This is a genomic window from Kitasatospora sp. MMS16-BH015 (genome assembly GCF_002943525.1).
Classification (GTDB): domain Bacteria; phylum Actinomycetota; class Actinomycetes; order Streptomycetales; family Streptomycetaceae; genus Kitasatospora.
This window is the reverse complement of the sequence record NZ_CP025394.1, coordinates 6,706,487-6,731,083: the sequence shown is the minus strand read 5'-3', so window position 1 is coordinate 6,731,083 and position 24,597 is coordinate 6,706,487. Positions and strand designations below refer to the sequence as shown.

14 protein-coding genes and 1 pseudogene are annotated in these 24,597 nt (G+C 73.3%); 12 read left to right on the top strand and 3 right to left on the bottom strand.

Going from position 1 to position 24,597, the window contains the following annotated elements:
* The first annotated feature begins 90 nt into the window (after window positions 1-90).
* From CFP65_RS28930 to CFP65_RS28890, 9 genes are all read left to right on the top strand, one after another.
* Window positions 91-1,104, top strand: a complete 1,014-nt coding sequence (locus tag CFP65_RS28930) for a thioesterase domain-containing protein (RefSeq protein WP_158702403.1) — start codon at window positions 91-93, stop codon at window positions 1,102-1,104.
* Entirely contained in the window at window positions 1,094-2,740 is a 1,647-nt protein-coding gene (locus tag CFP65_RS28925) for an NAD(P)/FAD-dependent oxidoreductase (RefSeq protein ID WP_104818942.1), read from the top strand. Before CFP65_RS28930 ends, CFP65_RS28925 begins: the two co-directional genes overlap by 11 nt.
* Complete coding sequence (locus CFP65_RS28920; RefSeq protein WP_104818941.1) at window positions 2,733-2,939, top strand: MbtH family NRPS accessory protein; 207 nt, start codon at window positions 2,733-2,735, stop codon at window positions 2,937-2,939. Before CFP65_RS28925 ends, CFP65_RS28920 begins: the two co-directional genes overlap by 8 nt.
* 176 nt (window positions 2,940-3,115) lie before the next feature.
* Window positions 3,116-9,925 carry a type I polyketide synthase gene (locus tag CFP65_RS28915; protein WP_158702402.1) on the top strand — a complete coding sequence of 2,270 codons (6,810 nt, stop codon included), beginning with the start codon at window positions 3,116-3,118 and terminating at the stop codon, window positions 9,923-9,925.
* A 33-nt stretch (window positions 9,926-9,958) separates the two neighbouring features.
* Entirely contained in the window at window positions 9,959-10,861 is a 903-nt protein-coding gene (locus CFP65_RS28910) for an LLM class F420-dependent oxidoreductase (RefSeq protein ID WP_104818939.1), read from the top strand.
* Between the two features lie 209 nt (window positions 10,862-11,070).
* Complete coding sequence (locus tag CFP65_RS28905; protein ID WP_104818938.1) at window positions 11,071-13,728, top strand: SpoIIE family protein phosphatase; 2,658 nt, start codon at window positions 11,071-11,073, stop codon at window positions 13,726-13,728.
* A gap of 408 nt (window positions 13,729-14,136) precedes the next feature.
* Window positions 14,137-15,102 (top strand): hypothetical protein, encoded by a 966-nt coding sequence (locus tag CFP65_RS28900; protein WP_104818937.1) that lies wholly within the window; start codon window positions 14,137-14,139, stop codon window positions 15,100-15,102.
* Entirely contained in the window at window positions 15,096-17,567 is a 2,472-nt protein-coding gene (locus tag CFP65_RS28895) for an ATP-grasp domain-containing protein (protein ID WP_104818936.1), read from the top strand. Before CFP65_RS28900 ends, CFP65_RS28895 begins: the two co-directional genes overlap by 7 nt.
* A complete protein-coding gene (locus CFP65_RS28890; protein ID WP_104818935.1) occupies window positions 17,560-18,855 on the top strand; it encodes an MFS transporter in 1,296 nt (431 codons plus the stop codon). The genes CFP65_RS28895 and CFP65_RS28890 overlap by 8 nt, the downstream gene beginning before the upstream one ends.
* Here CFP65_RS28890 and CFP65_RS28885 read toward each other — a convergent pair.
* A complete protein-coding gene (locus CFP65_RS28885) occupies window positions 18,768-19,730 on the bottom strand; it encodes a DMT family transporter (RefSeq protein ID WP_104818934.1) in 963 nt (320 codons plus the stop codon). The two genes, CFP65_RS28890 and CFP65_RS28885, sit on opposite strands and share 88 nt — an antisense overlap.
* A gap of 121 nt (window positions 19,731-19,851) precedes the next feature.
* Between CFP65_RS28885 and CFP65_RS28880 the strand changes: the two genes are divergently transcribed.
* On the top strand, window positions 19,852-20,448 hold the full coding sequence (locus CFP65_RS28880; protein ID WP_104818933.1) for a phosphoribosylanthranilate isomerase: 597 nt from the start codon (window positions 19,852-19,854) through the stop codon (window positions 20,446-20,448).
* 75 nt (window positions 20,449-20,523) lie between these two features.
* Here CFP65_RS28880 and CFP65_RS28875 read toward each other — a convergent pair whose 3' ends face one another.
* Window positions 20,524-21,645 carry a PLP-dependent aminotransferase family protein gene (locus CFP65_RS28875; RefSeq protein WP_254553135.1) on the bottom strand — a complete coding sequence of 374 codons (1,122 nt, stop codon included), beginning with the start codon at window positions 21,643-21,645 and terminating at the stop codon, window positions 20,524-20,526.
* 132 nt (window positions 21,646-21,777) lie between these two features.
* Window positions 21,778-22,005, bottom strand: a pseudogene (locus CFP65_RS41300) (GntR family transcriptional regulator); the annotation flags it as partial.
* A gap of 181 nt (window positions 22,006-22,186) precedes the next feature.
* Here CFP65_RS41300 and CFP65_RS28870 point away from each other — a divergent pair.
* Window positions 22,187-23,545 (top strand): nucleotide sugar dehydrogenase, encoded by a 1,359-nt coding sequence (locus tag CFP65_RS28870; protein ID WP_158702401.1) that lies wholly within the window; start codon window positions 22,187-22,189, stop codon window positions 23,543-23,545.
* Window positions 23,545-24,579, top strand: a complete 1,035-nt coding sequence (gene trpD / locus CFP65_RS28865; RefSeq protein WP_104818930.1) for an anthranilate phosphoribosyltransferase — start codon at window positions 23,545-23,547, stop codon at window positions 24,577-24,579. The genes CFP65_RS28870 and trpD overlap by 1 nt, the downstream gene beginning before the upstream one ends.
* The last annotated feature ends 18 nt before the right edge of the window (window positions 24,580-24,597 follow it).

The window sequence follows — 24,597 nt, the reverse complement described above, 5'->3', positions numbered from 1 at the left end:
TTTCAGTCGGCATCCGTAGCCTGGCGGTCGAAAATCGGGCAACCAGTGAGGGAGTCGGCTGTGACGTCGATGTACGACCGACCGGAATCGGTGAGCACGGACTACGTGGTACCGAGGACGCCGGCCGAGCGGTCGGTGGTGGGGGTGCTGGAGGAGGTGCTGGGGATCAGCCCGATCGGGGTCGAGGACGACTTCTTCGACCTGGGCGGCGACTCCCTGATGGCCCTCCAGGTGGCGGCCCGGGTGTCCGAGGAGCTCGGCGTCGACCTCCCGCACCAGATCATGCTCGACGCCCCCACGGCGGCGGGCGTGGCCGCCTTCGTCGAGACGGCCGGGGCCGGGGCCGGGGCGGAGCGCGGGGCCTCTCTGGTCACCCTCCGCGAGGGCGCGGCCGGCCGGCCGCCGCTCTTCCTGCTGCACCCGGTCGGCGGCAGCGTGTACTTCTACCGGGAGCTGAGCCGGTGCCTGCCCGCGGCACAGCCGGTCCTCGGCTTCCAGGCCGCCGGTCTGCGGGACGGCGCCGAGCCGCTGGGCACCGTCGAGGAGCTCGCCGAGCGCTACCTGGCGGAGCTGCGCGGTGTCCAGCCGGCGGGCCCCTACGCGCTCGGCGGAGCGGCCTTCGGTGGTCTGGTGGCCCTGGAGATGGCCCAGCGGCTGCGCGCCGAGGGCGAGGCCGTCCGGCTGCTCGCGCTGTTCGACACCCCCGGCCCGGGGCAGATGCCGCCGGACCGGCACGGCGCGCTGACCGGGGCGGAGGCCGAGGCGCTGCTCGCCGAACGGATGTCGGCCGAGGGGCTGACCGCGGTGAACGACGCGTACGCGCACGAGATCCTCAAGGTGTACCGGACCAACGTGCGGGCCCTGCACGCCTACCGGCCGGCCCCGTACCAGGGAAGGATCCTCTACTTCCTCGCGCAGGAGCGCCGGGAGGGGATCGACCCGGCCCGTCCCGACCTGGCCTGGACCGAGCTGGCCCTGGGCGGGCTGGACACCCGGGTGCTCCCCGGCGACTACGGCACGGTGTTCGGCCCCCGCAACGCCGAGACCGTCGCCCGGGTACTGGCGGCCGAGCTCGGACTGGACGGGACGCCCGATGGGCGATGAGGCCGACCTCGACTGCGATGTCCTGATCATCGGGGCAGGGATCGCCGGTGGCTCGCTGGCCCGCCAACTCAGCCTGGAGCAGCCCGACCTGGACGTGGTGGTGGTGGACCGGGCCACCGAGTTCCGGCCGGGCATGGACGAACCCTCCGGGGAGGAGTTCTCCAACTACGCGAACCGCGTGCTGCGGCTCGGCCCGTACCTGCGCAAACACCACCTGGTGAGCTCCGGCCTGCGCTACTTCTTCGACTCGCCCGACCGGGACCTGCCGATCGACCGGATGTCCGAGATCGGCGGGCGGACTCCACACCCGATCCCGACGTACCTGATCGACCGGCCGGCGGTCGAGCGGGCTCTGTGCGAGCTGAACCGCGGGCGGGGCGTGCGCGTCCTGCTGGGCACCGAGGTGCCGGACGACGCGATCTCGCTCGACGGGGAGCGCGGCCACCGGGTGCGGACCACCGGCGGCACCATCCGGTGCAGGTGGCTGGTGGACGCGGCCGGCGAGGAGTCGCCGATCGCCCGCATGCTGGAGCTGGCGCCCGAGGACGACCGCAACCCGATCGGCGCCGCCTGGGCCCGCTTCGACGGCTGCCTGTCGCTCGACGAGCTCGGCAGCAAGCCGTGGCGCGGCCGGGTCCCGCACTGGGGCCGCGGTGCCTCGACGGCGTACTTCATGTACCGGGGCTACTGGATCTGGCTGATCCCGCTGACCGAATCGCAGTACAGCATCGGCGTCACCTTCGACCGGCGGCACGTCAGCCCTCCGGTGGCCTCCGCCGAGGAGTTGCTCGACTTCCTCCGCGGGCACCGGGCGATCGCCCAGGTGCTCGGGCCGCAGCCGCGTCCGGAGGCGTTCGGGACGCGGCGGAGCTTCTCGCGGTTCGCCCAGGAGCAGTTCTCGGTGCAGCGCTGGTTCCTGACCGGGAGCGCCGGCACCGTGCTCGACCCGATGTTCGCCGCCTCCTCCTGGATGTTCACCGAGAACAACAAGCTGATCGGCGAGTTCATCAAGTCCGACCGCGCCGGCCGCACCCACGAGCTGCCGGGCATGGTGCACCACTTCCACATCCGGATGCGCAGCCGGTTCAAGAAGCTGCTCAACTCCCCCGGCCACTACCTCTCCCGGGGCTCCTTCGACGCCTGGTCGGCCTGGTTCGCCCTGCGGCAGCGGGTCTACTACAACCGGATCGTGCCGGACGCGCTGGAGGACCACCGGATCCTGCTCCACTTCAGCCGCACCCACGGCACGGACTGCGAGTGCGACGAGCAGGTGCTGGCGGGCAAGCTGGCCCGGCTGCTGGAGTCCGCCGACCGGCTCACCGAGGAGTTCGTCGGGCTGCTCGACCGTCAGGATGGCTTCCACGCCCGGAACCAGGGGATGTTCCTGGACTCGCGCTCCTTCGACCAGGACGAGGCCCTGCTCGGCAAGGTCTTCGGCCGGCGCGACTGGACGGCGGAGGTCCCCGCGGACGAGCGGACCTACGAGATCTTCTGCCGCACCTTGGTCCACCGGCTGACCGAGCTCGCCGGCGAGCCCTGGGACGAGGACGCCTTCCGGTCGGCCTTCGACCCGGACTGGGACAACCGCCAATCGCTGGCGGACATGTACACCCGAGGAGGAACGGACCATGACTGAGGACGAGAGCGGCACCCGGTACCGAGTCGTCGTCAACCACGAGGAGCAGTACTCGATCTGGTTCGCCGATCGGGCCGCCCCGGAGGGCTGGCGGGACGCGGGGCCGTCCGGCTCCCAGGAGGAGTGCCTGCGGTGGGTCGACGAACACTGGACGGACATGCGGCCGCTCTCCCTGCGCGGCGGCCCGGAGCACCCCTGACCCGGGCCGGGAGACCGGCGCGCCCACGGACGCCCTGACGCTGTGCCACGAAGCGCCGGGGCGTCCGTCTTTCGACGGATCACCGCCCCTGCATTACCGGGCAGCCGGACTTCACGGGCACTCCAGTCGCCGTCATTAGGGTGCTTGTCATCTTCCTACGTGAACGGATGTCGTCGATGAGCATGGAACACATCGCCGTCGTTGGGCTCGCTCTGCGCGTGCCGGGTGCCGACAACTACGCCGAATTCTGGCGGAATCTGGTGGCCGGTACCGAATCGATCTCCCGCCTCGACGATGACGACGTGCTCGCCGTGCACGGAGATCCGGCGGTCATCGGGAATTCCGATCTGGTGAAGGCCGGCGGAATCCTCGACCGGATCGACCTGTTCGACCCGGGCTATTTCGGTTTCACCGACCGCGAGGCCGAATTGATGGATCCGCAGCAGCGGCTCCTGCTGCAGACGGCCGTCGAGGCGATCGAGGACTCCGGCCACCGCCTCGGCGGGGAGCGGTCGGCGGTCGGTGTGTTCATGGGTGTGGGCCGCAGCGGCTACGCCATGCACCACCTGATGCCCCGGGCGGATCTGCTCGCCTCGTTCGCCCGGCAGATCTCCCTCTTCAACGACAAGGACTACGCGGCCACCCAGGTCTCCCACCGGCTCGGCCTGACCGGCCCCAGCATGACGCTCTCGACGGCCTGCTCCACCTCCCTCGTCGCGGTGCACCAGGCCTGCGTCAGCCTGCTGGGCTTCGAGTGCGACACCGCCCTGGCGGGCGGTTCGAGCATCAACGTGCTGCAGAACGGCGGCTACCTGTACCAGGAGGGGAACATCTTCTCCCCGGACGGGCACTGCCGGGCCTTCGACGCCGAAGCCGGCGGGACGGTCGGCGGCAGCGGGGTCGGCGTGGTGGTGCTGAAGCGGCTGTCCGACGCCCTGCGCGACGGCGACCCGATCCGGGCCGTGATCCGCGGCTCCGCCGTCAACAACGACGGCTCGGACAAGGTCGGCTTCACCGCACCCAGCATCAGCGGCCAGGCCGCCGTGATCTTCGAGGCCCAGCAGACCGCCGGCGTCGAGGCCGGCTCGATCGGCTACGTCGAAGCCCACGGAACGGCCACCGCCCTGGGCGACCCGATCGAGGTCGCCGCACTCACCGAGGCGTTCCGCGAGACCACCACCGAGACCGGCTTCTGCGCCCTCGGCTCGGTCAAGACCAACATCGGCCACCTGGACACCGCATCCGGGATCGCGGGCTTCATCAAGGCCGTCCTCTGCGTGGAGCGCGGCCTCATCCCACCCAGCCTGCACTACCGCACCCCCAACCCCCGGATCGACTTCGCCCACAGCCCCTTCTACGTCAACGCCGAACTGAACGAATGGTCCGGCCCCACCCCCCGCCGCGCCGGCGTCAGCTCCTTCGGCCTCGGCGGCACCAACTGCCACATCATCCTCGAACAACCCCCCACCACCGAGCAGACCGACCGGCACACCGACGACCACACCCCGCGCCACCAGGTGATCCTCGCCTCCGCCAAGACCACCCGCTCCCTCGACCAGGCCCGCACCCGCTGGGAGCAGTTCCTCACCGACACCGACCCCACCAACCTCCCCGACATCGCCTACACCTCCCAACTCGGCCGCACCGCCTACGAACACCGCACCGCCACCACCACGGACAGCACCGGCACCACCGACTGGATCACCGGCCGCGCCCGCCCCGACACCACCGTCGCCTTCGTCTACGGCGGCGGCGGCACCCAGTGGCCCGGCATGGGCCGCCACCTCCACACCCAGGACACCGTCTTCCGCGACGTGATGCAGCACTGCGCCCAACTCGCCCGCGACCACATCGACCTGGACCTCTGCGACCTGCTCTACGGACCCGACTCCGACACCCCCCACGCCGCCGCCCTGCTCGAACAGACCCGCATCCAGCAACCCGCCCTCTTCGCCGTCCAGACCGCCATGACCGCACAGTGGCGCGCCTGGGGCATCCACCCCACCGCCATGCTCGGCCACTCCCTCGGCGAGATCGTCGCCGCCACCACCGCCGGCGTCTGGACCCTCCCCGACGCCATGCGACTGGTCTGCTGGCGCGGCGAACTCATGCAGCAGCAGGCCCCCGGCGCCATGCTCGCCGCGGACGTCTCCGAAGCCGAGGCCATCAAGCTCATCGCCGAACTCAGCGACCCGTCGGCCGCCCCGAGGTGCGTGGTCGCGGCGGTCAACGGCCCGCGCCGCACCATCCTGACCGGTCACGCGGACGCCGTGGACGCGGTCGCCGCTGCGCTGACCGCGCGCGCGATCCGCTGCCGCCGGCTGACCATCTCGCACGCGGGGCACTCGCCGATGATGGACCCGATGCTCGGCGAATTCGAGCGCCGGCTGCGGACCCTGGAGTTCCAGGCCCCGCAGCTGCCCATCGTCTCGACGGTGACGGGCGAGTGGCTCTCCGCCGAGCAGGCCACCGACCCCGCCTACTGGGCCGGCCAGGTGCGCTCGACCGTACGGTTCTCCGAGGCGGTCCAGCGGATGCTCCTCGACCGCCCCGAGGCCCTCCTGCTCGAAGTCGGCCCCGGCGCCACCGCCCAGCTGCTGCTCGGCGAACTCGAGGCCGGCACCGACCGGATCGCGCTCTCCTCGATGGGCAACGGCCGTACCTACACCGACGACTCCCGCACCACCCGGGACGCACTGGCCCACCTCTGGGTCAACGGCGTCACCGTGGACTGGGCCGCCCTCCACCAGGGGCGCGCCCCCAGGCGGACCCCGATCCCCACCTACGCCTTCGACACCAAGCGCTACTGGGTCGAGCGGGAGGTGGTGGACGCCACCACGACGGCCACCCGCTTCTACACCGCCGCCTTCCGGCCGGCCGCGCTGCCCGCGCCCCGCGCGGAGGCAGCCGCCCAGCAGTGGCTGGTGTTCACCAACGGCGGGAAGACCGCCGCGGCCTGGGCTCCCGCACTGGCCGGCCTGGGCGAGCTGGTGACCACCGTCGAGGTCGGCGAGACTTTCGCCGAGACGGGCAGCAGGTCGTTCACGGTCTCGCCCGACGAGCCGGCGGACTTCGACCTCCTGGTCCAGGCCGTCGAGAAGCACACCCCGTCGGCCACCTGGAACGTCCTGTACCTCTGGACCACCGACACCGGGGCGGACCTGGCGCAGGCCAAGACCTTCGCGCTGCACGCGCCGGTGCACCTCGCCCGGGCGCTGGGGCTGCGCCGCCCCACCACCCCGACCCGCCTCGCGCTGGTCGTCGAGGGCCTCGCCCGGACTTCCGAGGCCCCGATCGCGTCCCCGGTCGGCGGGATCGCGCTGGGAGCAGCCAAGACGCTCCCGTTGGAGTACCCCGCGCTGACCGCCGGGGTCCTCGACCTGACCGCGAGCGCCGAGGGCTTCGCCGCGCTCGCCGCCGAGTTCGACGCCGGGCTGCCCGACTCCTTCGTGGCCCACCGCCACGGTGAGCGGCTGGTCGAGCGGCTCGTCCCGGTCACCCCGGAGGCCGGGGCGGAGCCCGCCCGGCCCCTCCGGGAACGCGGCGTCTACCTGATCACCGGTGGACTCGGCGGGATCGGTGCGCTGATCGCGACCCGGCTGGCCGAGAAGTTCAAGGCCCGGTTGGTGCTGACCGGGCGGACGGTGATCCCCGCCCGCGAGCACTGGACGGCGATCGAGGCGGACCCGGCCGGCGATCCGGCCGTCCGTCGGGCCGTCACCACCGTGCGCGCCCTCGAAGCGGCGGGGGCGGAGGTCCACCTGGAGTCCTTCGACGTCTCCGACCGCCCGGCGCTGCGCAGTGCGGTGGAGCGGGCCGAGGAGCGCTTCGGGCCCGTCCACGGCGTGGTCCACGCCGCCGGTCTCGTGGGCGGCAAGCTCGCGCAGTTCCTGCGGTCCGAGGACATGAGCGGGGTGCTGGCGCCGAAGGTGGACGGGACACTGGCGCTGGCCGAGGTCTTCCGCCACCACGAGCTGGACCTCTTCGCCGTCTTCTCCTCCAGCGCGGCCCTGCTGGGCAGCGTCGGCCAAGCCGACTACTGCGCCGCGAACGCGTTCCTGGACGCCTGGGCCGAATCGGCCGAGGCACCCGCGAGCGCGATCGCCATCGGCTGGGACGCCTGGCGCGACCTCGGGATGACCGCACCCGAGCGCCGCTCGCCCGCAGTCGCCGAACTGGAGGAGCAGGACGGGCGGGTGAAGCTCACCGCGGCCTCCGGGCTGGCCGCGTTCGAGCGCGCGATCCAGGACGGCCGACGCCGGCTGATCGTGTCCGACCACGGCCTGCCCGACCGGTTCGCGCGCCGGGCCGGCGGCGCGGACCAGGCCGCTGCCGAGGACCGGTCCGCGCGGCCGATCCGGCGGTCACGGGCCGAGACCGAGGAGATCCTGCTGGCCGTCTGGCAGGACCTGCTCGGGCGGTCGGGCATCGAGCGCGAGGCGAACTTCTTCGAGCTCGGCGCCGACTCCCTGCTGATGATCGCGGCCAGTCGGCAGATCAAGCAGCGCCTGGAGGTGGCGCTGACGGTCACCGACCTCTTCAAGTACTCGACCGTCGCCGCGCTGGCCGAGCACCTGGCGCCGTCCTCGACCGAAGCCGGCCCGGCCGCCGCGACCGGCCCCGGCGGCACGGCGGCGGGCGTGGCGGACGAGACCGCGGTGGCCGTCATCGGCATGGCGGCCCGGCTGCCCGGCGCGGACAGCGTGGAGGCGTTCTGGACCAACCTGGTCGACGGCGTCGAGTCGATCACCCCCACCTCGGTGCCGGCCGGCCAGGCCGCCTTCGGGAACCGGAAGTACGTGGCCGCGGCCGGCGCCCCGGACGGGGTGGACCTCTTCGACGCCGCGCTCTTCCGGTTGACGCCCCGTGAAGCCGAGTTGATGGATCCGCAGCAGCGCATGCTCCTGATGTGCTCGCACGAGGCCCTGGAGGACGCCGGCTACGACGCGCAGCGCCATGACGGCCGAGTCGCCGTCTACGTCGGTACCGGCACCAGCAGCTACCTCCTCAACAACCTGCTCCCCCACCAGGGTTCCCCCACGTTCGACCTGGCCTACGCCGGCATGGGCAACGACAAGGACTTCGCCGCCTCCCAGATCTCCTACCGGCTGAACCTCCAGGGGCCGAGCGTCAGCGTGAGCACGGCCTGCTCGACCGCGCTGGTCGCGGTCGCGCACGCCTGCCGGAGCCTCCTCGCCGGCGAGGCCGACCTCGCCGTCTCCGGCGGTGCCCATGTCCGCACCCCCGAGCGCAGCGGCTACTGGCACCAGCCCGGGGGGATGACCTCCCCGGACGGGCACTGCCGGGCCTTCGACGCCGAAGCCGCCGGCACGGTGTTCACCAGCGGGGTCGGCATCGTGGTGCTGAAGCGGCTGTCCGACGCCCTGCGCGACGGCGACCCGATCCGGGCCGTGATCCGCGGCTCCGCCGTCAACAACGACGGCTCGGACAAGGCCGGCTTCACCGCACCCAGCATCAGCGGCCAGGCCGCCGTGATCCGCGAGGCCCAGCAGACCGCCGGCGTCGAGGCCGGCTCGATCGGCTACGTCGAAGCCCACGGAACGGCCACCGCCCTGGGCGACCCGATCGAGGTCGCCGCACTCACCGAGGCGTTCCGCGAGACCACCACCGAGACCGGCTTCTGCGCCCTCGGCTCGGTCAAGACCAACGTCGGGCACCTCAGCCACGCGGCCGGGATCGCGGGCTTCATCAAGGCCGTCCTCTGCGTGGAGCGCGGCCTCATCCCACCCAGCCTGCACTACCGCACCCCCAACCCCCGGATCGACTTCGCCCACAGCCCCTTCTACGTCAACGCCGAACTGAACGAATGGTCCGGCCCCACCCCCCGCCGCGCCGGCGTCAGCTCCTTCGGCCTCGGCGGCACCAACTGCCACATCATCCTCGAACAACCCCCCACCACCGAGCAGACCGACCAGCACACCGACGACCACACCCCGCGCCACCACGTGATCCTCGCCTCCGCCAAGACCACCCGCTCCCTCGACCAGGCCCGCACCCGCTGGGAGCAGTTCCTCACCGACACCGACCCCACCAACCTCCCCGACATCGCCTACACCTCCCAACTCGGCCGCACCGCCTACGAACACCGCACCGCCACCACCACGGACAGCACCGGCACCACCGACTGGATCACCGGCCGCGCCCGCCCCGACACCACCGTCGCCTTCGTCTACGGCGGCGGCGGCACCCAGTGGCCCGGCATGGGCCGCCACCTCCACACCCAGGACACCGTCTTCCGCGACGTGATGCAGCACTGCGCCCAACTCGCCCGCGACCATATCGACCTGGACCTCTGCGACCTGCTCTACGGACCCGACTCCGACACCCCCCACGCCGCCGCCCTGCTCGAACAGACCCGCATCCAGCAACCCGCCCTCTTCGCCGTCCAGACCGCCATGACCGCACAGTGGCGCGCCTGGGGCATCCACCCCACCGCCATGCTCGGCCACTCCCTCGGCGAGATCGTCGCCGCCACCACCGCCGGCGTCTGGACCCTCCCCGACGCCATGCGACTGGTCTGCCGGCGCGGCGAACTCATGCAGCGACCGGAGTCCGAGGCCGTGCGGGCCGAGTTCGAGCAGCTGGTGGGCGCCCTGGAGCTCCGGGCCCCGCAGCTCCCCGTCCTCTCGACGGCGACCGGCGAGTGGCTCTCCGCCGAGCAGGCCACCGACCCCGCCCACTGGGCCGGTCAGCTGCGCTCGACCGTACCGCTCTCCGAAGCGGCCCAGCGGATGCTCCTCGACCGCCCCGAGGCCCTCCTGCTCGAAGTCGGCCCCGACCCCACCGACGACTCCCGCGCCACCCGGGACGCGCTCGCCCGCCTCTGGGTCAACGGGGTCACCGTGGACTGGGCCGCCCTCCACCAGGGGCGCACCCCCAGGCGGACCCCGATCCCCAGCTACGCCTTCGACACCAAGCGCTACTGGATCGACGCTCCGGTGTCCCCGACCACCAGTTCCCGCTGAGACCACCCGAAGAACCGTCGAAGGACCTCATACATGCGCATCGGACTGACTGTCCCCTCGTTCAAGTGGCCGGGTGGCCCCGGCCAGATCGGCGAGCACCTGGCTCGGATCGCGAGCACGGCCGACCAGGCGGGCCTGGCCAGTCTCTGGGTCATGGACCACTTCTTCCAGGCCCGGAACAACGGGCGCCCCGAGGACCCGATGCTCGACGGGTACACGGCCCTGTCGTTCGCGGCTGCCCACACCTCGCGGATCAGCCTGGGGACGCTCTGCACGGGTGTGACCTACCGGCACCCCGGCCTGCTCGGGAAGCTGATCACCTCGCTCGACGTGCTGTCCAAGGGGCGGACGTACCTCGGGATCGGCGCCGCCTGGTACGAGGAGGAGCACACCGGGCTGGGCGTGCCGTTCCCGCCGGTCGCCGAACGCTTCGAGCGACTGGAGGAGACGCTGCAGATCATCCTGAAGATGTTCTCGGACGACCAGACTCCCCACCTCGGCCGGCACTACCGCCTCGACCGCCCCTTGAACTCGCCGCCGCCGGTGGGCCGGGTCGACGCCGACCGCCCGCACCCCCCGATCCTGATCGGCGGGTCCGGCGAACGGAAGACCCTGCGGCTGGTCGCCCAGTACGGCGACGCCTGCAATCTCTTCGACACCCCGGACCTGCCGCGCAAGCTCACCGTGCTGCGCGAGCACTGCGCCCGCCTCGGTCGGCCCTACGAGGCGATCGAGAAGACCGCGCTCACCAACTTCCCCTGGAAGGACGACCCGCGCAACGACCCGAAGGCCGCGGTGGCCCACCTGACCAGACTGGCCGGCTGGGGTATCGAGCACGCCGTCGTGGCCATGCCGGGCATCCACCGACCCGACGCGATCGCGGCCCTGGCCAAGGTCGCCGAGGAGGTCGCGGACGTCCCGCCGCAGGAGCACTGACCCGCCACCGACCCGGACGAGGCGGTCTGCCGATCGGTCGTCCTGCCCCGGCTCGCCAGCCGGACCGCCCGGGCTCCCGGTAGCAGGCGACCCTCGGCACGACCGGCGGCTGGCTTGCCGGTCTCTCGGACATCCGCCCAGGATGAGGTGTGGGACACCGACGCCAGCCCGGATCGCCTGGGGATCGCGCGCAGGCGCGGTCCCGGGGCGTGACCGGGGTGCGCTCGCTGCTGTCGGTGCACAGCCTGGCCGGGCGGCTCTTCCTCGGCGAGCTGGTGGTGGTCCTGCTGCTGGTGGCCGCGGCCGTGGCGGCCATGGTGCTGCAGGCCCGCTCCAGCGCCGACGCCGAGGCCCGCCGGGTGACCAGCAGCGTGGCCGAGTCCTTCGCCCACGCGCCCGGCACGGTGGCCGCCCTGGAGAGCGCCGACCCGACGGCCGCCCTGCAGCCCCAGGCCGAGCGGGTGCGGATGACCACCGGGGTGGACTCGGTGGTGGTCTTCGACACCAGCTTCGTCCAGCTCACCTCGCCCTACCCCGACTACCTCGGTCGGCCGTACAGCCCGCCGGCGGAGGTGGCCCAGAAGGTGCTGCCCGAGCTGCGCTCCGGCCGCTCGGTCACCTTCGACCTCTCCGACCACGGGTACCGCTCCGTCGCCACCGCGGTGCCGGTCTTCGGGCCGGACGGCCACAGCAAGGGCGTCGTCGCGGTCAACATCACCGTCGGCAAGGTCAACTCGGTGGTCACCAGCCACCTGCCGGTGCTGATCGGCGGCACCGCCGCCGCCGTCGCGCTGGCCGCGATCGCCACCGCGCTGGCGGCCCGCCGGCTGCTGCGCCAGACCCACGGCCTCGGGCCCACCGAGCTGGCCCGGATGTACGACCACCACAACGCGGTGCTCCACGCGGTGCGCGAGGGCGTGCTGATCGTCAGCGACGACGGACGGCTGCTGCTCGCCAACGACGAGGCCCGCCGGCTGCTCGACCTGCCGCCCGACGCCGAACAGCGCCCGGTCGTCGACCTGGGCCTGGACCCGGCCACCACGGCGCTGCTCACCGGCGAGAGCGGAGCGAGTGTCGGGGGCGAGGTGACCGACGTGATCCACCGGGCCGGCGACCGGCTGCTCGCGGTCAACAAGCGGCCCACCGCCCCGTACGGCGGCCTGCCCGGCAGCGTGGTGACGCTGCGCGACTCGACCGAGCTGCACGAGCTCAGCACCCGGATGGCCGCCGCCGGCCAGCGCAGCCGGCTGCTGCACGAGGCGGGCATGCGGATCGGCCGCACCCTGGACATGACCCGCACCTGCGAGGAGCTCGCCGAGGTGGCCGTCGACGGGTTCGCCGACACCGTCGCGGTCGACCTGCTGGACGAGGTGACCCAGGGAGAGGATCCGGAACGGGCCGGACGCCGGCTGCGCCGCACCGCCGTCCGCGGGGCCGAGGACCCGCGGGTCGCCCCGGTGGGCAGCGAGGTCACGGCCCGCGACGGGGCGGCCCAGGGCGGCAGCCTGACCACGGCCCGGGCGGTGCTGGCGGAGGACGGGGCCGCGGTGGTGGCCCCGCTGCTGGTGCGCGGGCTGGTGCTGGGGCTGGTGGAGTTCCGGCGCGGGGCCGGGCGGGAGCCGTTCGACCAGGACGACCTGGTGCTGGCGGAGGAGCTGGCGGCCCGGGCGGCGGTCTCGATCGACAACGCCCGGCGGTTCACCCGGGAGCACGGCCTCGCGGTGGCCCTGCAGCACAGCCTGCTGCCGCGCAGCCTGCCGGAGCGCACCGGCCTGGAGGTGGCGTACCGCTACCTGCCGGCCCACGCGGGGGTCGGCGGGGACTGGTTCGACGTGATCGGCCTGCCGGGGTTCCGCACCGCGCTGGTGGTCGGCGACGTGGTCGGCCACGGCATCAGCGCGGCGGTGGCGATGGGGCGGCTGCGCACCACCATCCGCAACTTCTCCGCGCTGGACCTGCCGCCGGAGGAGGTGCTCGGCCGGCTGGACGAACTGGTGGCCCAGCTGGACGAGGAGGTGGCGGGGCTGGAGATCGCGGGGTCGACCTGCGTGTACGCGGTCTACGACCCGGTCTCCGGCAGCTGCGTGCTGGCCGGGGCCGGCCACCTGCGGCCGGCCCTGATCTCGCCGGACGGCACGGTGACCTACCCGGAGCTCCCGGTCTCCCCGCCGCTCGGCGTCGGCGGTCACCCGTTCGAGACCACCGAGCTCCACCTCCCCACCGGCTCCCGCCTGGTGCTCTTCACCGACGGGCTGGTGGAGACCCGCGACACCGACATCGACGTCGGGCTGACGCGGCTGCGCGGCGCCCTGGCCGCCCACGCCGACCGGACCCCGGAGGAGATCTGCGAGGCGGTCACCCGCACCGTCCTGGTCGGCCACCCGGCCGACGACGTGGCCCTCCTGGTGGCTCGGACCAGCCTGCTGGCCGCCGACCGGGTGGCCGAGTGGGAGGTCCCGATGGACCCGGCCGCGGTGGCCCCGGTCCGCACGGCCTGCGCCCACCAGGTGGCCCGCTGGGGCCTGGAGGAGCTGGGCTTCGCCACCGAACTCATCCTCAGCGAACTGATCACCAACGCCATCCGCTACGGCGCGCCCCCGGTCCGCGTCCGCCTCCTCTACGACACCACCCTGGTCTGCGAGGTCACCGACGCCTCCAGCACCGCCCCCCACCTCCGCTGGGCCGCCACCACCGACGAGGGCGGCCGCGGCATCTTCCTGGTCGCCCAGCTCACCCACCGCTGGGGCACCCGCTACACCCCGCAGGGCAAGGTCATCTGGTGCGAACAACTCCCGCCCGAGACCCCCGGAACCCCCGATCGCCCAGTGGGCCTGGCCGGCCTGGAAGACCTGGGGCCGGTGCCCTGACCCGGCCCGTCACCGGCGACCGGAAGCAGCCACTGACCTGCGAGGGGGCCACCCGGCCCGCCTCATCCGCACCGGGCACCATCCCCCCGGGCGGCGGCGGTCGCGGCCGCCGCAGGCACCCCGGAACCGCGGCCGACCGGCGGCCGCGGCCCGCGCTCTCCGCACCCGTCAGGACCGTCCGGATCACCCCGCCCGCCGACCGGAGGGTGGGGGTCGCCGTGTGAATGGTCCGGGTGGGTTCCGTGGGAGTGGTCTGGAGCGGAACCTGACGGATTCGCAGACTGAAGGCCTAGCCGTTCGAGCTCCGGGCACTGCGGTGCGCGGAGCCTGGGAGTGCCGGAGGCGGGGCCTGTGTCAGGCTTGTACAGCAGGAGCTGGTACGGAAGGGGGCGGGAGCGGCCGCCGACCGTGATCGTCGGGTACGGGCGGGCGGGGCGGGATCTCCATCACCGCGCGCTGCGTTCGCTGTTCGGGCCGGATTTCGAGGTGCTGGTGGTTGACCCGGCCTTGACCGAGGCACCGCCGGGGGCGGTCCTGCTGCCCTCGCTGCGGGAGGCGGCCGGCTTCGGGCCGATGGCGGAGATGGTGTTCCACGTCACCACGCCGCCGTGCCACCACCTGGGTGCGGTCGAGGAGTTGGTGGCGCTGGGCGCCCGCCGGATCGTGCTGGAGAAGCCGGTGGCACCGAGCTCGGCGGAGACCCGACGGCTGTGCGCGCTGGCACTGGAGGCCACCATCCTGCCGGTGAGCGTCTGGCCGAACAGCAAGGTGACCGAGCGGCTGCGGCAGATCATCGCCGACGGCACGATCGGGATGCCGGTGGCGCTCTACATGGAGCAGAGCAAGCCCCGCTTCGGCCGGACCGGCAGCTCGGACTCGCACCGGTCGGCCTTCGAGGTGGAGCTGCCGCACCAGGTGCTGCTGGCCCTGCACCTGGCGGGAGACCAGGCCCGCATCCTCTCCTCGCCGGTCTGGGCGATGCCGCTGCCGGACCGGTCGGTGCCCGCGATGGGTGGCGCGGTGCTGCGGCTGGAACACGGCAACGGCGTGGTGAGCACGCTGCTGAGCGATCTGACCTCGCCGACCCGGCGCCGGCACCTACGGGTGACCGGCACCCGGGGGGAGATCCTGGCGGACTTCCCGGTCTCCACCGACGATCCGTACGGGCAGCTCAGGGTGGCCGGTCGACCGGGGCGGGCGGTGATCGAGGACTCGCCGCTGACCAGCTTCCTGGCCGCCGCCTACGCGCACCTGTTGGACGGGGGCCCGCTCCCGGCCGCCGATCTCAGGCTCCACCACCGCACCATCGAGCTCCTCGAACAGGCCCAGGACCAGGCCGTCACGGCCGAGTTGGAGGAGTCGGTCTCATGGTGAGGGTGGCGATCGTCGAACCCCGTTCCTCCGGCTGCCAGTTGATCGACCGGGCCCGGGAGCTCGGCCACCGGGTGGTGGTGCTGACCGCCGACGAGGGCGAACGGCGGATCCAGCGGCGCCACTTGGACGGCGCGGCGCAGACGGTGGTGCTGGACACCAATGACGACGAGGCCGTCCGGGCGCGCCTGCGCACCCTGCACGCGCAGGATCCGTTCGCGGCCGTGGTGCCGGGCTTCGAGCACTACGTGCCGGTGGCCGCCGCCGCGGCGGCGGAGCTGGGGCTGCCCGGGATATCGGCGCGCAGCGCGACCGCGCTGCGGCACAAGCACGTGATGCGGGCCCGGGTGGCCGAGCACGGGATCGACCAGCCCCGGCACGTCCTGGTCTCCGACGAAGGGCAACTCGCCGCCTCGGTGCGGGCCGTGGGCCTGCCGTGCGTGGTGAAGCCGGTGGACCAGTCCGGCAGCCTGAACGTGGTGAAGGCCGGCACCGAGGCGCAGGCACTGGCCGCGTTCCGCCGCATCCACGGGTACGGCTCCGGCTACCTGGGCCGCACCGGGCTGCCGTTGGTGCTGGTCGAGGAGTACGTGGCCGGGCCGGAGTACAGCGTCGAGGGCTACGTCTCCTCGGGCGAGGCCGTGGTGCTCGCGGTGACCGAGAAGCACCTCGGGCCGGAGCCCTGGTTCGTCGAGACCGGCCACCTCGTCCCGGCGCCACTGGCCGACGGGCCGCGGGCCGGGGTGGAGGAGTACGCGCGGGCCACGGTCCGCGCGCTCGGGCTCGAACTCGGGCCTTTCCACGCCGAGTTGCGGCTAGGTGACCGCGGTCCGCTGCTGATGGAGGTGGCCGCCCGGCTGCCGGGCGACCGCATCCCCGACCTGCTCCGGCTGGCCACCGGCGCCGACCTGTACGAGCTGACGCTGCGCTGCCACCTCGGGCTGCCCGGCCCGCGTCCGGTGCTGCGGGCCGGCCACGCCGGTGTGCGGTACTTCCAGCGCCCCGAACTCGACCGGTACGCCCGGATGGTGGTGGACGAAGCCGTCGCCGCCGACCCCGCCGTCCGGGAGATCGGCGCGCTGATCGCCCCCGGCGAGCCCGTGCCGCCGCCGGGCAGCTCGGCCGGCCGGCTCGGGTACGTGATCGCCACCGGGCCGGCCCCGGAGGCGGTCACCGCCGCCCTCGACGCGGCCGAACTCGGCATCGCCTTCGAACCGTTGAACCCCTCTGAGGAGCCCACCGTGGGACGGCACGTCCTGATCCTGAACCGCTGGAACAACAAGTTCGCCGAGTACCACCGCTACCTGGACCACACGGTGGACCGGGTGGCCTACCTGACCACCGCAGCCGGGCAGCAGCCGCTGGACGCCGGCCTGGCCGAGCACATCAGGGTGGTGCGTGACCTCTCCGACCGGGCCGAGGTGTCCGCCGCCGCCCTCGAACTCCAAGCGAGGTACGGGCAGTTCACCCATGTGCTGGGGCTCTCCGAGTTCGACCTGGAGCTGGGCGCCGAGCTGCGCGAACTGCTCGGCGTGCCGGGCAAGGGCGTCGAGGACGTCCGACTGGTCCGGGACAAGGTGGTGATGAAGGCCGCCGTGGCCGAGGCCGGGCTCCGGGTGCCGGTGAACCGGCCCGTCCGGTCGGCGGCCGAGGTCCGGGCGTTCGCCGCCGAGCACGGCTACCCGTTCGTGCTCAAGCCGCGCGCGGGAGCGGACAGCCAGGACGTGTACGTGCTGCGGACGCCGGAGGCGACGGACCAGGCGCTGGCCCAGGTCGAGCTGACGGCCTTCCAGTGCGAGGAGTTCATCGAGGGCAACCTCTACCAGGTGGACGGGGTGGTCTCGGGCGGGGTGCTGCGCACCATCCGCAGCTGGCGCTGCCTGGGCTCCTGCCTGGACTTCGCGACCGGCACCCCGTTCGGCTCGGTGGCCAACGACGACGCCGAATTCGAGGCCCGGGTGGTCGAGTTCACCGAGGGCGTGCTGAAGGCGCTCCGGCTCACCGACGAGGTCTTCCACCTGGAGGTGTTCCGGGCCGCGGGCACCGACGAGATCGTCTTCCTGGAGATCGGGGCCCGGGCCGGTGGCGGCCAGGTGCGGTTCGTCTGGGAGGAGGTGTACGGCGTCGACCTGATCGCGGCCTCCGTGCAGGTGCAGCTCGGCATCGAGCGGGCGTACCCCCGGGCGGACATCGGCGGCGAGGTGGCGGGCTACCTGATGATGCCCGAGCCGCCCGTCCGCCCGGCCGTGGTGCACCGGGTGGCCTCGCTGACCGGGGCCATTCCGGAGCTGTACACCGAGGCGCTGCCGCCGGCCGGCGCGGTGCTGGACGGCAACGGCGGCGCGGTGCACACGGCGGGCGCCTTCCGCTTCCGGGCGGCGAGCTCGGCCCGGGTGCAGGAGGCGATCGAGACCGCCGTGAAGCTGTACGAGATGGACTGGTCGCCCCTGGAGCCCTCCGGTGTCTGAGGTCGCGACGGGTGCGAAGGGCGGCGCGCTCTGGCGCCACCGGGACTTCCTGCGCCTGTGGGCGGGCCAGACCGTCGCCCTGTTCGGCGCCCAGGTGACGCTGCTGGCTCTGCCGTTGACCGCGATGCAGCTGCTGGACGCCTCCGCCGGGCAGCTCGGCCTGCTGAACGCGCTGGAGTACCTGCCGGTGGCCTGCGTGACGCTGCTGGCCGGGGTGCTGGCCGACCGGGTGCGCCGCCGCCCGCTCCTGATCGCCGCCAACCTGGGCCGGGCGCTGATGCTGGCCGTGATCCCGGTGATGGCCTGGACGGACGGCCTGTCCATGGGCCTGCTATACACGGTGGCCTTCGTCACCGGCCTGTTCACCGCCCAGTTCGACGTGGCGTACCAGGCGTACCTGCCCTCGCTGATCGAGCGCCGGCTGCTGGTGGAGGGCAACAGCAAGCTGCAGTCCAGCCAGTCGATCGCGCAGACCGCCGGCCAGGGCCTGAGCGGTGTGCTGATCCAGCTGCTCACCGCGCCGGTGGCGGTCGTGGTCAACTCGGCCGGGTACCTGGTCTCGGTGGTCTCGCTGCTCCTGATCCGCAGCCCGGAGCCGGTGCGGACGGCGCCCCGGCGCAGCGTCCGGGCGGAGATCGCCGAGGGCTTCCGGGTGACCATGGCGCAGCCGGTGCTCCGGGTGGTGATGGCCGAGTCGGCCTGGTTCAACCTGCTCTGGGACGTGGTGCTGGTGGTGGTACCGATCTACGGCGTGCGTGAACTCCACCTCGGGGCTGCCGGGTTGGGGCTGGTGATCGCGGCGGGCAGCGTCGGTGCGTTCGGCGGCTCGCTGGTGGCCCGGCGGCTCGGTGACCGGCTGGGCAGCGGTCGGGCGATGACCGCCGGGATGCTGCTGGCCAGCGCCGCGCTGGTGCTGCTGCCGCTGGCGGGCGGGCCGACCTGGCAGGTGGTCGCCGTGCTGACCGCGGGGTTCGTGCTGAACGGCTTCGGCATGACGGTGTTCAACGTGCACTCGGTGGCGCTGCGGCAGGCGCTGGTGGCGACCGAGCTCACCGGACGGGTGAGCGCGACCTTCCGGTTCGCCGCCTTCGCGGTGATCCCGGTCGGCGGGTTCCTCGGCGGCCTGCTCGCGGGGTGGCTGGGGGCGCGGGCCGCGCTCGCCGTCGTGGTGGCCGGGCTGCTGGCCGGGGCGGTGGTCTTCTACGGCTCCCGGACGGTGCGGCTGGCCGTGGCCGGGACGGACGAGCCGCTGTCGGTGCCGAGGCCACGGGAGCCGGTCGAGGCCTGAGTCGACGGGGTGCGGGCGGTGACGCCGTAGAGCACGGCGCCGCCGACCAGCACCGCGCCGAGCAGGGCGGACGGCGCCAGGGTGCCGGTGCCCAGCAGCGGGCCGAGCAGCACGGCGGTGAGCGGGATGATGCCCGCGAACAGCCCGGCCCGGTCCACGCCCAGCAGGCCGATGCCCGCGTACCAGAGGAAGAAGGCGAGCGCGGTGACCACCAGGGTGAGGTAGGCCAGCGCCAGGCCCTGCGTGCCGGTGGGCGGCCGGAGCGCGGCCCGGCCCTCGACCAGGGCGGCGCAGAGGCCGAGCATCGGGGCGGCCACCAGGCAGGCCAGGCCGGAGAGCCGGCGCGGGCCGAGCACGGGCAGCAGCGGGACGGCGAGCAGCGAGAAACAGCACTCGCAGGCGAGGGCGCCGACCGCGTAGAGCAGGCTGAGCGGGCTGCCGGTGCCGAAGGTCTGGATCACCGCCACCCCGAGGGTGGTGACCGCGGCACAGAGCGCGATCCGCCCGGACGGGCGGCGGCCCGCGCCGAGCGGACCGGCCACGGCCAGCACGACCGGCGCGGCGCCGACCACCGCGCCGACCGTGGAGGGGGTGGCGTGCTCGACCGCCTTGAGCAGGAAGACGTTGAAGCCGGCCATGCCGGTCGCGGCGAGCGCACCCACCCGCAGCCACTGCCGCGGGGTGAGTCGCGGGGTGGCCGCCGCCCGGCGCCCGGCCAGCAGGAGCAGCAGCCCGGCCACCAGGTACCGCCAGCCCTGGCCGGCCAGCAGCGGGTAGTCGACGAGCAGCGGGCTCACGGCGGCGGAGCTGCCGACGGAGACCATGGCGGTGCCTGCGCAGAGACTGCCGCGCAGGGTGGCGGAATCGAGAGTCATACGGACTACTAGGGCACAGTCGAGCCGCTTCGCGCCCGGACCACTTCAGGTCCGGTCGACCGGACCACTTCCGCTGAGCTCACCGGGTACCGGTTGAGCAGCGGGAAGAGACAGGAGTGACGTGTACGTCAAGATCTGCGGTCTGCGGACCGCGCCCGATGTGGCCGCCGCCGTGGCGGCCGGGGCCGACGCGGTTGGCTTCGTGTTCACGGAGAGCCCCCGGCAGGTCGCGCCCGAGCTGGTGCGGGAGCTGCTGACCGAGGTGCCCGAGGGGGTGCTCTCGGTCGGGGTGTTCCGGGAGGAGCCGGCCGCGTACGTCCGGTCGGCGGTGCTGGCCTCGGGGGTGGGGGCGGTGCAGCTGCACGGCAGCCACCCGCCGGCGGCCTTCGCAGAACTGCGGGATGTGGGACGGAAGTTGGCCCGGGCCACCGCCGCTTCGGTGGCCGCGGGCAGCGCCTGCGGTGACTTCGGCGAGGACCTGCTGATCCTGGATTCGCCGGTGCCGGGCTCCGGCGAGCCGTGGGACTGGTCCCAGCTGGGAGCCGAGCCGCCGACCGGCCGGTGGCTGCTGGCCGGCGGCCTGAACCCGGGGAACGTGGCCGAGGCGATCGCGGCGGCCCGCCCGTGGGGCGTGGACGTGTCCAGCGGAGTGGAGGCCCGGCGCGGGGTGAAGGACCCGGCCCTGATCGCCGAGTTCGTGGCGCGGGCGAAGGCCTGAAAGGGGCGGAGGAGAGCCCGAACGGGGGCACGGTCAGGGCGGGTCGGCGGGACGCCGGCCCGCCCTGACGGCCCTTCAGGACCGGCTGTGGACGGCCTTGCGCTGGCCGGCCCGCCGGTGCGCGACCGGGCCGCCGGTGGCGAACCTGCCGCGCGCGGCCCGCTGTTCGTCCACCGCGTCCCGGATCGCGAACATCGACTCGGCGATGCCGGCCAGCGGCAGGGTGGAGTAGCCGACCACCAGCGCGGGCGGCCGCTCACCCGGGGTGAACTGGTAGCGCTTGCCGCCGTGCACCAGCACCGAGCGGCGCAACGCGGCCTCCACCAGCGGCGATTCCTCGATGTCGGCCGGGAGTTGGAGGTAGGCGTGCAGACCGGCCGAGGAGCCGACGATCCCCGCGCAGGGCAGGTGGAGCTCGACGGCCTGGGTGAACGCCTCCCGACGGGAGCGGTACCGGGAGCGGACCCGGCGCAGATGGCGGTCGAGCATGCCGCTGGTGATCAGCTCGGAGAAGGCGCGCTGGGTGATGCCGTCCGAGCCGAGGTCGTGCCGGGAGCGGACCTTGCTGAGCAGCGCCGACAGGTGCGGCGGGACGGCCAGCCACCCGAGCCGCAGCCCGGGCACCAGGGCCTTGCTCGCGGTGCCCGCGTAGATCACCTGATCCGGCGCCAACTCCTGAAGGGAGCTGGGGCGGTGGCTCTGGTCGAACCAGAACTCACCGTCGTAGTCGTCCTCGATGATCAGCCCGTCCACGTCCTGCGCCCACCGGACCAGCGCCTGCCGGCGGGCCGGTGACATGGTGATGCCGGTCGGGAACTGGTGCGCGGGCGTGACCAGGACGGCGCGGGCGCCGGTGGCGGCGAGGCGGTCCACGTCCACCCCCTCGCCGTCCAGTGGTACCGGCACGGTGCGCATGCCGCACTCCTCGATGAACCGACGCTGGTTGTTGTGCCCCGGGTCCTCGATCGCCAACTTGCGGATGCCGAAGCGGGGCAGCGCCTCGCAGAGCAGCGACAGCCCCTGGGCGAACCCGGCCGTGACCATCACCGTCTCGACGCTGCTGCGCACCCCGCGGACCCGGCCCAGGTAGCCGGCCAGCGAGTCGCGCAGCAGCGGCAGCCCGGCCACCTTGGGGTAGTCCAGTTCGTCGCGGCCGGCCGCGGCCAGAACGGTGCGATAACAGGCCAGCCACTCCACCCGGGGGAAATTGGTGACATTCGCCCGACCCGTCCGCAGATCCCAATGAACCGGCACGGCGGGCTCGGCCTCACGCAGCGGGTCGGCATTTGTTGAAATCTCACCATTGGCTCGATCGGCCACCCGGGTGCCGGAGCCCTGGAGACAGGTGAGATATCCCTCGGCAGTCAGTTGCTCGTACGCCTCGACCGCGACACTGCGGGAAACACCCAGGTCACTGGCGAGTTGCCGGGTCGACGGGAGCCGAGTGCCGGCGTGCAGGATGCCTTCCGCTATCCGGCACCGGATGGCCTCTTGAATCTGCTTGGTTAACGAATCGCTCGAGGCCCGGTCGACTTCGATCGAGATGTGCCAGGTCATACCAATGTCCTCCCCCTGGGCTTCCGCTCGCAGTCTGCCACACCCGTCACTCGGGCGGCGGAAGTGTCTCGGCGGCTGGTCCGCTCCGAGGGCGGGCGAATGGTCTGGGTGTGTGTCAGGTCGCGGTGGTCGACTGGGTCCACCGCAACCGATCCATCAACTGGTCTGAGGGATGGAAGACATGACGATCTTGTCCGATCACGCTCTCGCCGACGCGAGGACGGCGGCCGACGGGGCTGCCCCGGTCGCCGCTTCGGACTTCACCGCGCGGGTCGCCGCGCGCACCCTGAAGGTCGGCATCATCGGGCTGGGGTATACCGGCCTCCCGCTGGCACTGGGCTTCGCCACCGCCGGCTTCCGGGTGACCGGGGTGGACGTGGACGCCGCGAAGGTGACCGCCGTGAACTGCGGCGAGTCCTATCTGCCCGACCTGACGGATGTCGAACTCCAGGACGTCGCGCAGCAGTTGACCGCGGTGACCGATCCGGCCTCGCTGCGCGACGCCGACGCCGTGGTGATCTGCGTGCCGACTCCGGTGACGGAGGACCAGGCGGCCGACCTCGGCTACGTGGACGCCGCGCTGGAGAGCCTGCTGCCGCACCTGCGGGCGGGCAGCCTGGTGGTGCTCCAGTCCACCGTGCCCACCGGCACCACCGCGGGCCTGGCCCGGGTGATCGAGGAGCGCACCGGGCTGGTGCCCGGCCGCGACCTGCACCTGGCGATGGCCCCCGAGCGGGTCGACCCGGCCAACACCAACGGCTGGACCCTGCTGAACACCCCGAAGCTGGTCGGCGGCGTGAGCGCCGAGTGCACCCGGCGGGCGGTGCTGCTCTTCGAGCAGATCTGCCGCACCGTGGTGCCGGTCTCCAGCCCGGCGGTGGCCGAGCTCTCCAAGGTGTACGAGAACACCTTCCGGCTGGTCAACATCGCGCTCTCGCTCGAGTTCTCCGACCTGTGCCGGGAGTTGGACCTGCCGGTGCGCGAGGTGATCGACGCCGCCGCGACCAAGCCGTTCGGCTTCCTGCCGCACTACCCCGGCCCCGGGGTGGGCGGCGAGTGCATCCCGGTGGACCCGCTGTTCCTGGCCCAACAGGCCCGCGCCGAGGGCGTCGCGCTGGAGCTGGTGGAGCGGGCGCACCGGAAGATCTCCGACCGCCCGGGCCAGGTGGTCGGCCGGGTCGCCGAGCTGCTGGCGCAGCGCGGCGGGGAGCTCGCCGGGGCCAAGGTGCTGCTGGTGGGCGCCAGTTACAAGCCGGGGGTGGCCGACCTGCGCAACGCCCCGGCGCTCGACGTCATCCGCATCCTGCGCGAGCAGGGCGCCGAGGTCAGCTACCTCGACCCGATGGTGCCGGAGCTGGCCGTGGACGGCGCCCCCGTGCCGGTCGCGAGCTGGACCGGCGAGACGCTGGCCGCGCAGGACTGCGTGGTGCTGGTCACCGCGCACGGCCGGATCGCGGCCGACCCGCTCTGGGCCGTCGCGCCGCTGGTGCTGGACACCCGCAACGAGCTGGCCCCGGCCGGCAACGTCGAGGTGCTGTGATGGCCTCGGCCGCCGTACTGACCCGCGCCACCCGGGAGTTGGTGCACGGTCGGGCCCTCAGCACCGAGCACGCCTTCGACGCCGTCTCGGCACTGCTGACCGAGCAGGCCGAGCCGGTGGAGGTGACCGCCTTCCTGACCGCGATGTCGGCCAAGCGGGCGACGGCGGCCGAACTCGCCGCCACCGTGCGGGTGATCCTGGCCGCCGCGCGTCCGGTGCCCTGGCACGGCCCGGCGGTGGACGTGGTCGGCACCGGCGGCGACGGCAGCGACTCGGTGAACGTCTCCACGGTGGCCGCCCTGCTGGCGGCCGCTGCCGGGGCCACCGTGGCCAAGGCGGGCAACCGGGCCGCCACCAGCCGCTGCGGCAGCGCCGATGTGCTGGAGGAGCTCGGAGTGCCGGTCGAATCGATCGACCTGGTACCGGAGTTGCTGGCCGAGCACCGCTTCGCCTTCCTGTTCTCACCCGCTGTGCACCCGGTGATCGGCCGGCTGGCGCCCGTCCGCCGGCGGCTGGGCTTCCGCACCCTGTTCAACCTGGCCGGGCCGCTGGCCAACCCGGTCGGCCTGACCGGCCGCCTGATCGGCGCGGCCGACCGGGGCGACCAGGAGGTGATGGCCGAGGCCGCCGCCGAGCTCGGGTACGACCGGACCTGGATCGCGCACGGCCACGGCGGGCTGGACGAGTTGACCACCAGCGGGCCCAACCGGGTGCTGGTGGTCGACGGCGGCACCGTCACCGAGACCGTGCTCGACCCGGCCGAGCTGGAGCTGTGCCCGGCCACAGCGGAGGACCTGCGCGGCGGGGACACCGCCGTCAACGCCAGGGCCGCCCGGGCGGTCCTGGCCGGCGCCGCCCCCGCACCGCTGCTGGACACCTGCCTGTACAACGCGGCCGTCGTACTGCACCTGGCCGACCAGGCGCCGGACCTGCCGAAGGCGCTCGACCTGGCCCGCCGCACGGTGGCCGACGGCGCCGCCACCGCACTGCTCGACGCCCTGGCCCGCACCGGCCCCCGAAGCACCGGTCGCTGAACCCCGTTGGCCTGAACC